8 protein-coding genes and 2 pseudogenes are annotated in these 12952 nt (G+C 33.2%); 6 read left to right on the forward strand and 4 right to left on the reverse strand.

Going from position 1 to position 12952, the window contains the following annotated elements; genetic code table 11:
- Positions 1 to 80 precede the first annotated feature (80 nt).
- The 3 genes and pseudogenes from ppsA to ACODS7_RS20100 all read right to left on the reverse strand — a co-directional run.
- On the reverse strand, positions 81 to 2690 hold the full coding sequence (ppsA, locus tag ACODS7_RS20090) for a phosphoenolpyruvate synthase (protein WP_029442716.1): 2610 nt from the start codon (positions 2688 to 2690) through the stop codon (positions 81 to 83).
- A 130-nt stretch (positions 2691 to 2820) separates the two neighbouring features.
- A complete protein-coding gene (locus ACODS7_RS20095; RefSeq protein WP_098630142.1) occupies positions 2821 to 3162 on the reverse strand; it encodes a YolD-like family protein in 342 nt (113 codons plus the stop codon).
- Positions 3159 to 3935, reverse strand: a pseudogene (locus ACODS7_RS20100) (DinB/UmuC family translesion DNA polymerase); the annotation flags it as partial. The pseudogene ACODS7_RS20100 and the gene ACODS7_RS20095, both read right to left, overlap by 4 nt.
- A gap of 127 nt (positions 3936 to 4062) precedes the next feature.
- Here ACODS7_RS20100 and ACODS7_RS20105 point away from each other — a divergent pair.
- The 4 genes from ACODS7_RS20105 to ACODS7_RS20120 are packed head-to-tail and all read left to right on the forward strand — an operon-like array spanning position 4063 to position 10220.
- A complete protein-coding gene (locus tag ACODS7_RS20105) occupies positions 4063 to 5334 on the forward strand; it encodes a site-specific integrase (RefSeq protein ID WP_243168244.1) in 1272 nt (423 codons plus the stop codon).
- A 21-nt stretch (positions 5335 to 5355) separates the two neighbouring features.
- Positions 5356 to 7890, forward strand: coding sequence for a DNA-binding protein (locus ACODS7_RS20110; RefSeq protein ID WP_243168245.1), 2535 nt, complete (start codon positions 5356 to 5358; stop codon positions 7888 to 7890).
- Between the two features lie 31 nt (positions 7891 to 7921).
- Positions 7922 to 9622 (forward strand): site-specific integrase, encoded by a 1701-nt coding sequence (locus ACODS7_RS20115; RefSeq protein ID WP_243168246.1) that lies wholly within the window; start codon positions 7922 to 7924, stop codon positions 9620 to 9622.
- A complete protein-coding gene (locus tag ACODS7_RS20120) occupies positions 9612 to 10220 on the forward strand; it encodes a hypothetical protein (RefSeq protein ID WP_243168247.1) in 609 nt (202 codons plus the stop codon). The genes ACODS7_RS20115 and ACODS7_RS20120 overlap by 11 nt, the downstream gene beginning before the upstream one ends.
- A 481-nt stretch (positions 10221 to 10701) precedes the next feature.
- On the opposite strand, the gene ACODS7_RS20125 is transcribed toward ACODS7_RS20120, so the two are convergent.
- The gene (locus ACODS7_RS20125) at positions 10702 to 11058 is read right to left on the reverse strand and encodes a YncE family protein (protein ID WP_488827401.1); all 357 of its coding nucleotides are present in this window, start codon (positions 11056 to 11058) and stop codon (positions 10702 to 10704) included.
- A 225-nt stretch (positions 11059 to 11283) separates the two neighbouring features.
- On the opposite strand from ACODS7_RS20125, the gene ACODS7_RS20130 reads away from it, so the two are divergent.
- Both ACODS7_RS20130 and ACODS7_RS20135 read left to right on the forward strand, forming a co-directional pair.
- Complete coding sequence (locus ACODS7_RS20130) at positions 11284 to 11949, forward strand: acetyltransferase (RefSeq protein WP_243168250.1); 666 nt, start codon at positions 11284 to 11286, stop codon at positions 11947 to 11949.
- Between the two features lie 360 nt (positions 11950 to 12309).
- Positions 12310 to 12865: pseudogene (locus ACODS7_RS20135) on the forward strand (IS6 family transposase); the annotation flags it as partial.
- Positions 12866 to 12952: the final 87 nt, after the last annotated feature.

Genomic DNA, 12952 nt, shown 5'->3' on the forward strand with positions numbered 1-12952 from the left:
GTGTTAGTAATATCTGGATGAAAAATAAAGAGATCATCCACTATAATTAGTGATTGATCCCTTTATTATCTAAGGTGCAACTATAACACTTCAATATACCCTTCTGTTCCATGCACCCGAATTCGTTGCCCATCTTTTATTAATTTCGTAGCATTCTCTACTCCAACGACTGCTGGTAATCCATACTCACGTGCAATCACTGCTCCGTGCGTCATAAGCCCGCCGACTTCAGTGACTAACCCTTTTATAGAAACAAACAAAGGTGTCCAGCCAGGATCGGTAAATGCCGTAACTAATATATCTCCATCTTCCAAATTCGCGTCTTCCATATTTAAAATAACGCGTGCTCTCCCCTCAACCACTCCAGAAGAAACAGGCAAACCTACTATTGCTTCAGCTGGGAGATTTTCTCGGTTGTACTTACCTGTAATGATTTCTCCATCAGACGTGATAACACGCGGGGGTGTTAGTTTTTCATATAATTTGTACTCATTTTTTTGTTTATGAATAACCTCGTCATCTAGTTTATTCGTGCGGACGACTTCGTGAAGTTCTTCAAAAGTTAGATAGTATATATCTTCTATTTCATTAATAACGTTATTTTGCACAAGTTTCTCTGCTTCTTTCAGTAATGCCTGCTTATATATGAAATAACGATGAATCATGCCGTATTTCGGATATTCACGATAACCGATGAAATTGCGGATGTTACGAATCATTCTCTTCGTCTCTTCTACTTTTTGTTCCCCATCCGGCAAGTGCTGCAATCGCTCTAACAACTCTTCTTCTTTTTTCAAAGCTTCCTGCAGCCCTTCTGCAAACTTCCGTTTACTAGCACCATATTCAAAGTCTCTTATATGATTTAAAATCATCGGTATAATTGTAGCTGGCTGTTCACTCCAGCGCGTTTTCGTAATGTCGATTTCTCCGCTACATCTCATTCCATATTTATTTAGAAAAGCATCGATTGCATCTCGAGCTTTCTCCCCGCCTTTAAACTGAACTAATTCATCTAAAAAGCTATCATCTTCTACATGCTGTAAATACGCAATGACTTCTGGATACGGCCGAATCACATCTGCCACATCCAATAACGCTAGCCCCATTTCTGACGTAATATTATTTTGTACGGATTGAGAAAGCGTGTCTGCTGCGTTTTTTTCACCTAACCATTGTTCCATCTTTTCATTGATCCATGTCGAAGCATTCATACCTGCCATAATGACAGCCGTACTTTGCGGGCTAAATAATATCTTTTGTAATTGCTGCTTCATATCTTCTAAAATAAAATCAAATACCGCTGATCCTGATTTCGTTTGAATGTTTCGTTTTAACTCTTCAATCGATGCTTGATTATTCTTTATTAGATCCATCACAAGTGCCGGGTCTTTTTCGATTTCTGGTTGCGGACTTACAGGTAGCACACTTTTACTACCACTCTTTCCTTTTTCATCATCTGGTAACAATGTAATAAAATTATCTCGCTCGATTACAGTCGTTAATGCATCTCTTACGAGTGGATCCGATTTTCCTAACGTGTTTATTAAGAAATCTCTGCTAGCAGGTGAAGCTAATTTTTGTGTAGCATCAACAAACAGCCTTCCCCCTGCTTTACGCATAGGCGCATGCGTCGTTAATAGGAAAAAGGACAATCCTAGTGGCTTCATCGCATCCGTCATCATTTGTTGGTGACCAACTGATATATACACGTGATTTTCCCCATCATTTACTTCTGGAATTGGATATAAAGTCGTAATCGGCCTACTTTGGACTATATAAAACGTATCATCAACTAAGCACCATTCAATATCTTGCGGACAACCAAAATAAGCTTCGATTTGTCTTCCGATGCGTGCTAGTTGTAAAATTTGTTGTTCAGTAAGTGTTTGAACTTTTTGCTGATTAGGAGCAATTTTCTTTGTCTCTGTTCCGCCTTCTTTTCGTCCATAGATAGCTAATTTTTTCGTTGCGATAACCTTTTCGACGATTTTGTCTTCTTTTATCTTATAATTATCGGCAGAAACCAATCCAGATACTAGCGCCTCACCAAGTCCAAAGCTGGCATCAATTGACAACACCTTCCTATTCGAAGTAATCGGATCCGCAGTAAATAAAATCCCTGAAACATCAGGGAAAACCATTTTTTGAATGACAACACATATAGAAACTTGATTATGATCAAAACCGTTTTGCATTCGGTATATAACCGCTCGATTTGTAAATAAAGAAGCCCAGCATTTTTTAATATGCTGCAAAATATTTTCTTTTCCGATAATATTTAAATACGTATCTTGTTGACCAGCAAACGAGGCATACGGTAAATCTTCAGCAGTAGCACTCGAACGCACTGCATACGCATGTTCATCGCCAAAGTGCGAAAGATAATAAGCTACTAATTCCACTACATCAACTGGAATTTCCACCGCCATAATGAATTCTCTAATCTTCTTACTAATTTCACCAATTTGATCTCGTTCCTCAATTTTTAGCATTGCTAATTGATTCAACAAAGTTTGAAACGCTTCATTTTTTCCGATGGCCTGTTCATACCCTACCGTTGTAACACAAAATCCTTCTGGCACTTGTATCCCTTGAATATTGGATAACTCCCCTAAATTCAATCCCTTTCCACCAACGAGAAAAAGCTGCGTTTTTTCTATTTCCTGAAAATCGAGAACGAAAGAACTCATTTGGCACCTCTCCTTACTATTCATGTGTTCTTGATTGTAACAGCAGTAAATGAGAAGAAACAGTCTATTTCGAACGTAAATTACATGATATAATTAAGTTAGGAAGATGTCATCACTTCTATTTCCCCCTCTAATTCACTTCAATTACATCACCAAACTTAAACAGTCTTTGATTATGAAAAGCATCTGTACAAGTAATCGTCTCATTTAATGGATTAATATCCACGACTGTTATGTAATTTTTATATAAATAGCCGTCTTTATAATATGTAAGTAAAACCTCTTCTTCACCTAAAAATGAAGTTACTAGCTTATTTTCAATCATTTCTTTTGCATCTTGCGTTACAATTGGACGCGAGGCTTTCGTTTGCTCCTTTATCATTTCTTTAATAACTGCAAATTGCTCTGGCATACTAGCAAACGGTTGCCACTTCACCATTCCTCTTCCTTTTGGCATGTTAGCATTCTTCACGATTTATGCCCTCCTAATAATGTGTTTCTATATCTTGCTGTTGCGACGCTTGTGTAGGAAATCCCTCGTAAAATACTGTTCTTACCAAACCGTGTTCGAATTTCGTCCATAACTTTCGTTAATCTCATTTCTTTTTCTCTTTGTACAATATTATCGAAAAGCGAAATTTGCTCTTCCCCTTCATTTATTAAATTGGTTAGCGAGATACTTATTGATCGAATTGGTTCTCCTGTATGTCTCTCGTATAAAAAATATGTACAAACATTATATATATCCATTGTTAAATTTGTTGCTCTATTTAACGTATGTGCCTTTTTTATTCCCCCGCCGTATTCCTTGCTATATCCAACCGAAAAATGAATTGTTTGCGCGCATTTCTTTTCTCGTCTCAACCTGTAACAAATTTCTTCTATGTGCTCTAGTAAAATAACGATGAACTCTTCTATCGAATAATCACGTAATAATATTTGGCTTTTCGCTATAGATGTTGTTGCAGGAACGTATTTTTCTGCTATTCTGCTAAAATCAATCCCGTTACTGTGTAAATGTAATTCTTCTCCTATTACACCGAACGACTGCTTTAAATATTTCAAAGGGTACTGCGCTAACTCCCCTATTGTATGTATACCTTTTCGGTTCAATTTCATTTCCGTTTTATACGATATACCCCAAAATTTACTAAGCGGTCTAATGCCCCATAACTTCTCGGGTATATCGTCATACGTCCACTGCGCTATTCCATCTTTATTCTTTTTTGCTTCCACATCCATCGCAAAGATTACTAAAAAATGTACATTATGTTGTGTACATAACTATTGTATAAAGTTAAAATTAGGTTATCAGAAAATTATAAATAGAAATACCGGTTAATAAGTTAATCTAAAATAAGGGGAGAAAACTTTGAACAGTATTCTGGTTAACGAATATAAGGCGTTATCTAATCAAGAATATCAGTTTTGTGTAGATACAGCACTAGTAGAAATTAAGGGGACTGATAAGGAGTCATTCTATCGCAAACATGCTTTAATCATGCTTAAACACAAGACATTGAAAATCTCTATCGTTCATCCACTAAGTGCTTTTATTTTTCAAAATTGGAAGTATAAAAGTTATAATACACAAAGATTGCACGCGATACACTTATGTCAATTTTTAAATTATATACTTATTGATAAAGGAAATGACTTTTTTCTTACATCACTAGCAGAATTAAAATTCGAACATGGTAGTACATTTTTAAATGAATTGTTATGGAAAAGAAAGACTAATTCTAGTGTTAAAAATATAGAAAGATCACTCGTATATTTTTATGAGTTTTTAGCACAAAAAAAATGTTCTAGGCACTATACAATCAAAGATTTTACTGAATCTGTTATACCCAATAGCCCTAAGCAAAAATATAAATTATCTCCATTCCAAGTAAAATATTCTAACGAAGCGGCTAATGCAAAATATACTGGTTTAAAAGCGATAGAACACACTTTGCCACCTAAACATATTTTATCTTTTATTAGAATGGCTATACATGTCGCTCCACCTGTAGCATTAGCTATCTACTTATCCATATTTGGGGGATTGAGAATTGGAGAAATTGCTAATATTACATTAAAAGATATTACACCTTATAGTGATTCATACGGAAAAGGTGGAATGAAAATAGCTTTAACTTCACAAACACTTCGACCAGATATTAAGGATACGAATGGAACTAGCTATGTTAAAAAGCCGCGCCTACAATTTGTTTATAATATAAAAAATATACTCCCTCATCTTTATAAAGATCATCTTAGATTATTAAAGGGAATCTATGACTCCTCTGATTTACCTTTAACAACTCCCCTTTTTGTAAACAGAGACGGTAAAGCGATGACAGGAAAATCTATTAGATATCACTTTGAAAAAGTGAAAAAATGTTTTATAGAGGAATTATCAAAGTCATTAAATGTAGATGATGTTATTATGTCCATCAATTTAAAAAATACCAAATGGTCATTTCACATTGGAAGAGGAACTTTTACAAACCTAATCGCTAAGGTTGCAAATAACCCTTATGAAGTAGCTCTGTCTAGAGGCGATACAAGTATTTTCTCAGCTCTGACTTATATGGCTGATACTGTAGAGTTAAAGAATGAAATCGAAAAATTATTGGATGAATTGTTTAAAGATTATTAACTAGTTTAAGGGGAGGAAAAGATGAAGTTATTAACAATAAACGAAGCTGCCAATATGCTTTCTATAAATGCAAAATCACTTAGGAGTTGGTTTTATCGAAAAGTTAATCCTTTAGAGGTCGTTGCAAATCTCAAAATTAAAATGGTACGTGGTAAAAAATTCATTCCAGAAAAAGCTGTCAATGATTTTTTATACTTCCAGTCTAATTACTTATCTTCTAAAGAAATAGCAACCATGCTACATTTAAGCGTACAGGATGTTCAAAATCGAATTAAAAAAAAGAAATTTAAAGACATAATTGTAATAGGTAACCGCACGTACGTACATAGACAGGAGATAATCACTTTAGTTACTCAACCGTTTAATCCATCAAATTACTACACAGTGAATTTTTTAATAAAAGACTTGCAATTAGATCGTAGTACAATTATTGAATATATACATAATAATTCATTCCCAGACTCTATAAAAATAAAGTCTACATGGTACGTTCCAAAAGATTCTGTTGAAAAATTTAAAGAACAGAGACAAAAATTCTTTAATGTAAACAACATCAATGATTATTATTCACTTTCACAAGCTGCAAAAATTTTAGGTTTAAAAAATCGGCGCTCACTTTATAAGCTTTTAGATAATCAACATATTAATTTTGAATCTGTGAATTATGGTACTAAAAAACAGATAATGCTCCTTAAAGAACAGGTAGATTCGTATCAAAGATTTATGACAACTATTCCGGATTATTATTATACAATTCAAGAGATACAAAATCTCCTTTTTTTAAACGAGACACAAATACAAAGATTCTCTACAATTTGGGAAGGATGTATCTGGGTAATATACCAAGGGAAATGTCAAAAAGTAATATCAAAAGAAGCCGTTAATAACTATTTAAATTCTCCGGATTCATACCGTTTATTAAAGCTTGAAAAACCAGAAGATGTGTTTTATCATACCGTTCGCTCTATATTCAATACCCCTTCTTTAGCAGATACTATCTTTATAATGGAAGAGTTCTTTTTAAGTAAAATGAATTCCTCACAAGCCAATATGCATATACAACGTATGCAAGCGCGTGAATATGGTTTATTTTGCAAAGAATTATTAGAATTATTAACTAAAGATATTATGTATTGCAGCGATGCTACTTTAAAAATGCTTTTCAATAGCCTTTCTTCTGGAAATTATAAAAAGCATTTTGTTCACTTTTTAAATTATTGTAAAGAGAACTTAAGTAATTGTATTTTTTCTAATACATACAAAATTTCAGCTAAACCTTCCTCTTCAGGTAATGATGAAGAAATTTATCCTCTAGAAGATTTTATTTATTGCCAAAAATACATAAAGAATATAGAAAAGCACTTGTTACAAGCTATAGAAGATCGAAGATACGCAGGTACATGGTTGTATGTTTCTCTTCATTTTACTAACGCTTGGCGTTCTCGGGATTTACTTGAACTGCCTTTTATTAATATAGAATTAGCTGGAGATTTTTCTTTCGAATGGTTTAAAAATGGCAACAGATTAAATACTATACAAGCTCAAAAAATTATCAATCAATATGCTTCGCAAAGACTAGTTGTTTCCAAAACTGGCGCTTTGAATCGTTTTTTAGTTAACTTTGATATGTTAATTCCAATTGCTACAATGATTGTCATTTGTGATTTACACAGACAACGAGTAGACGATAGTAAATTAATAAACCTAGGTAATAGAAGCGGAGTAATTCACAAACTTTTTTTTGAGGATTACAAATTTAATTTTCAAAGTCGAAAAATGAATCGAAGTTTTATGACTTATCTATTTCATAAAGCTGCACAAAACTCAGAATATAAAGCAACCGCATTGACCCTACCTCAAAGAGCACGCTCTCATACTAATCAAGAATCTACTTCTATCTATATTCAAACAACAAACAAAGATGGACCTATCAGTAATGTCACAGAGCATTTATTTAATCGTGGTCACTTTGGGTATCTATACAATTTATTAATTCAAGCTATACAGATAAAAAAAGAGAATAATATTAGTTTAGATGAAGAAACGGCTCGTATTTTAGAGCTACAAAAAATCTTTCAGACCCCTTTAAGTTTTGAAAAGGTTGGTTATTTTCTACAAACACAACATCAAGAACGCGAGTCCATGGCTCTTCAAATTCTTAGTATGCCTTTAAAGACATTAGAAGACAAGTTAGAAAAGTTATATAAAGACTTATCTCCTTCTCATACAGAACATATTCAATGTTTTAGTTATCCTAATTGTATAACTCCAAATAGTTCTTCTTGTGTGGGATGTATATATTCGATTCCAAAAGTTTATTTATTAATTAGTATTCAAGAAGAGATTTCAAAAAGAATAATTGTTTTAAAAAGTGCAACCCTCATATCTGTAGCAGCGCGAGAGAAATCATGGATTTTAAGGTTGCTTCATCTATTACAAGAAGCTGTTGATACATTTGGCAAGGATTATATAAATTCTTTTGTCGGCTTAAATACTTTGTTTCAAGAAATAAAAAAAGCATTCATTCATTTTGAACATTATTTTGTATCTAATTAGGTCTATATGATAACCCAGAGGTGTTGAAAAAATGTTAAAAAACCTAGAAATATATAATAAAGAGTTTATATCTGATGTAGGAATAAAATCGTATATAGAATCTTTAAGTAAAGCCTTTTTCTCTCACAATAAACAAGCTAAGTTTACTCAAATGTTTGATGAATTTAAAAAAACAGGTGTAATTATTAATGACAGATTCGAAGACACTATCTGGCTACTTGCTGATAAAGATAAGCGAATTACTAAAATTTCTTTCAATGTATACTCTCTTCCTATATATAAAGAATCTCTACGTTACTACGTGTTATTAGAGCTAAGACAAGAGAATTCTTTAAAAACTATACAGGGGAAAATACAATTTATAAAACAAGCAATTTTAGTAACTAAAAGCTTTGAAGATAGCCAGTGTTACTATCAATTAGAAACCTTTCTCAACAATAAATCAGCAAGTGTAATTTTCAAATACGCTACATCGTTAGCAAAATACTTACTTTTTATCGGTTACGAGGAACAAGATGATTTAATCATTTTATGTAAACAATTTGCTTATGGTTATACGAACACCGTCAGAAATTTGCCTGATTTTAAGGATGTACTAACTTTCGATTGGATTATACGTGATTTCCAAAAAAAGTGGACAGATGCAGAAAAAGAAATTTATTTCCCTATTATTTTATGGTGGAATATTACATTGATCATTCCCATGCGGATAAAAGAATTCATTTTATTATCTAGAGAATGTGCACAAGAGAATAATGGAAAGTATACACTAACAGTTCCAAGAGCAAAAAAGCAAGCAAGAAGAATACACAATATAGATGTAACTGATACACTAACTATTAGTAAACGTATATATGATTTAATTCAAGAGTATATCTGTATTACAAATGAAAACTCAAATAATGAGTATCTATTATCTTATTATCATTACTGCAAATCTCAACGATATCAAAAGACCCATGGTAATGCTTTTAAGAATAAGAAAGATAAAACTAGATTTGAAGAAGGACAACTATATACATTACTAAAAAATTTTTATGAGGAAATAGTTACAAAAAAGTATGGTCTATCGCTTCAATATATCAAACCTTTAGATACAAGGCATTTTGCTTTCTGTAATATGATGTTTCAAGGGTTTAATATGCTCACTATAGCTAGAATAGGCGGACATAGTTCTTTAGATGCACAAATGCATTATTTTAATCATCTAGAATACTTTAGCCAATCATCGATTCAATATTTGTCAGATCAGTACAGGAAAATGCCGTATGTTTCTTTACATACAGAAGGAATATCAAATGACCGTAATATAAAAAAATTGTTTTCTAAATCTTTTCTTAATCAATTATCAAAAGCGGATTTAAAAAAACTACCACGAATGGAACATGGTTATTGTCTTCATAATCCAAAGGATTGTCCCGTAGGAGATTGTAGATATTGTGAGTATTTTTTTATTCCTAACGATGAGTTTAATCTTGATTTATATAGATGGTTGAGTGACGAATCTGAAATATTATGGAGACGCATTAAAGAACAACTTCTTTTGTTTCAAACTATTACCAAAAATATGAATTACAACTTTATTACCTTGGAATATGATGAACTTTCACAAGCAGAATTAAACTATATTTCTCGGAACTTTAAAAAAATGCAGGAACAAAAAGCTAGAGTAGATGTACAGTTAGACGCAGTAGCAAACTCTTTATTTTGGGGTATAAACGATGAAGAATAAAGTAGGAAAACCAAAGAAGTATCCATTACAAGAGCTTCGACAACAATTACTTAATTATGTTCAGAAACATCCCAATAAAGTTATATCTTATATAAACCTTGAAAGAGAAACTGGTATAAGTCGGAATACTTGGTCTCGGAATTTAAAAGACGAGATTGCTAAATTAAATGCACCAATACCGTTCACAACTAAAATAGATTTTGATACAGGAATTCCCCTTCCTAATATTTTTGATATAGTTGAAAAAAATTATGATAATAAGCAAAAATTAATTTCTTCACTAACACATTTAAATGCATGTATTAATTCGCTATACGCGATTGCTAAAAAAGAACAAGCATTTGAAATGGAAAATACTACGTTAAAAATAAAAATAAAAGAATTAGAGCAAACGTTGCATGAAAAAGAATGTGAAATAAGAGAATTAAAACAACAAATAACTCATTATAGCCACGCTTATCGTAATATTTGCGCCTCCTCTACATACAGAGAAAAAGGAATGAAAAATGTTTTAGAATTTAAAACAGGTAGTAAAGAAAATGAAGAAAAGATATCGGCAGATTTATCGAAGCAATTTAAAATGTTTGATTTTGAATAACATTAATATATCCTGATTAACATCTATAGAACAAATCAATTTCACAGAAGATGGAATGGTAGATAAAGGGGTTTAATTTAAAAAAGCGCTTTGTTTAGCTGGGCGCTTCACGTTTTTGAAAAAACTCTTGTCAATGTGTCTATTAGGGGCATCGTACATTACTATCAATCTAAGATGAATTTATAGCAATAATTCATAGAAAACGCTATTCTTTCCTATGATTCTACAAAACAAATAGCGTATTTTTTCATTTTAGGGGGTATTTTGTTTTGTTAGCTTGATAGCGATGGGGTACCGCCAGCATTTTAGAAAAAAACACGCTAAGAAAAAAATAAAATAAACCGTCCATTTGGACAGCTCATTTACATAATTAGCGTTATCGGTATTGAAAAAAGATTCTCCTCTAATTCCTTTGGGATAGAAACAAGAATGTTCATTCCTCCCTAAATGGGATACAGAAAATTAGGATACATCCATTGATTTAGACACAGTTCGGCGTGATGGCAATTCTTGATGGACGGGTTCCAACGGAGAACCGCGGGAGGATTTCGGTGTCGGTAGCGGTGTTGATCACCGAGATATTATCATCAAAAGTATTACAGACATAAACCCTTGAGCCATCAGGGGTGATCGCGATTCCATAGTTAGTTAAAATATCTCCGACGAGGATTCTTGGAAGAAGTTCAGTGTTGGTGGCAGTGTTAATGACCGAAACTGTACGATCTAATGAATAGATGACATAAGCCTTCGAACCATTTGGCATAATCGCAATTCCTGTTGGTTGGCTTCCAATAGGAATCCTCGAGAGGATTTCGGTGTTGGTGGCCGTATTGATCACCGAGACTGTACTATCATTCGAGCCGATAATGGATATACGTTAGATTTCGCATATGCTGTAAATATTGTTTGTGTGAAGATGCGAGAGTAATCAGCTCATTTCTATTGTTAAATGTTCATAATAAAGAAACTAAAATCATAAATAATTATTATAAGTGATTTTCTTGTATATAAATGTAACTTCAACTATGAAATATGTTAATCGTCTTTAGTGCTATACGAGGAAGTGAAGAGCGTGAAGAAAATTGTTGTTTTTGGTTCAGGAGGCCATGCCAAGGTTATTATTGATGTGATTCGACGAGCTGGAGAATATGATATTTATGGAATAGTTGACGGCTTTCGCTCACAAAATAAAATGGTTTACGGTTACGAAGTAATAGGGGATGAATCTAGTCTATTATCTATTAAAGATAATATCGATGGTGGAATTGTAGCTGTAGGAGATAATTGGATAAGAAGAAATATAGTGGAGAAAGTAAAGTCTATTATTCCAGATTTTCGTTTTATTTGTGCTATTCATCCATCTGCGATTATTAGCGAAGATGTAATAATTAGAGAAGGAACGGTAATATCGGGAGGAGCTGTGATTAATAGTAATGTGCTTATAGGAGAACACTGCATTATTAATACAAAGTCCAGTATTGATCATGACTGTGTAATTGGTAATTATGCGACTATCGCACCAGGTGCTACTCTTGGAGGGAATGTTAAGATTGGGAATTATTCTGTCATCTCTTTAGGAGCAAATGTAATCCATTCCATTACGATAGGAGAGCATACCGTAGTCGGTGCTGGTGCTACAGTTGTAAAAGATATCGGCTCGTACGCCATTGCGTTTGGAGTACCGGCAACAAAAATAAAATCTAGAGAAAAGGGAGACAAATATCTATAAGTTCATAAGAAAAGCAGCTCATCTGCTGGAATTCAAAATAGGAATTCACCAATTTCATTTGGTAAATTGGTGATTTTTATTTTTTAAGCATTCTTCGAAGGGGATAAAGTGTTAGCGGAAATAATTGTTTTTCTTAACTGTGAGAAAGCTGCTATTAAAAATTAACTGAAAAAATAATTGTTAAGGGACATGGTAAGTGACTATATATGAGTCATGACCTTGTTGTGGCAATATATATATAGTTCGCATAAATTGTAACAACATTATTTGGTTCTGGTGCAAAAACTTCAGGGCAATTGCAAGTAATCTCTAAATCTTGGACATACTAATACTATTACTCTAAAACAGGGTGTGGTCGGTATGGAAAATCAAAATTTGTTCAAATGGAAGCACTATCAGCTTGATATTATCTTATTAACAGTAAGATGGTACCTACGGTACAACTTAAGTTTTCGTGATTTGGTGGAAATGATGGAGGAACGAGGCTTATCCATTGTTCATACAACTTTTATGCGTTGGATCCATCAATATGGTCCTGAATAAATTCGAAGTCATCTCAAACAAACCAATAACTCATGGAGAGTGGACGAAACTTACATAAAAGTAAAAGGACAATGGATGTACCTCTATCGTGCAGTCGATTCAGATGGGAATACCATTGACTTTTTCCTTAGTAAAACGAGAGATGCCAAAGCAGCCAAGCGCTTTTTCAAAAAAGCCTTGTCTGTTTGTTATACTACAACACCACGTGTCGTTACGGTTGATAAAAATCTAGGGTATCCAGTAACGATTCAACAGTTGAAAAACGAAAAAAGATGCCGGAAGGCATCCAAATAAGGCAAGTAAAATATCTGAATAACATCGTGGAACAGGATCATCGTTTCATTAAAAGCGAGTACGTTCCATGTTGGGGTTCAGCCGAGATACGTGTAAAAATGGGTCATAGTCTATAAATGCTAGTTTAAATGTACACATTAACACTTGAATAATCATGTACATTTTC

The organism is Bacillus sp. FG16, assembly GCF_057809515.1.

Excerpts from the sequence above, each read along its gene's own strand:
- ppsA (WP_029442716.1), bottom strand. The coding sequence starts at position 2,690 with ATGAGTTCTTTCGTTCTCGATTTTCAGGAAATAGAAAAAACGCAGCTT.
- ACODS7_RS20110 (WP_243168245.1), top strand. The coding sequence starts at position 5,356 with ATGAAGTTATTAACAATAAACGAAGCTGCCAATATGCTTTCTATAAAT.
- ACODS7_RS20115 (WP_243168246.1), top strand. The coding sequence starts at position 7,922 with ATGTTAAAAAACCTAGAAATATATAATAAAGAGTTTATATCTGATGTA.
- ACODS7_RS20120 (WP_243168247.1), top strand. The coding sequence starts at position 9,612 with ATGAAGAATAAAGTAGGAAAACCAAAGAAGTATCCATTACAAGAGCTT.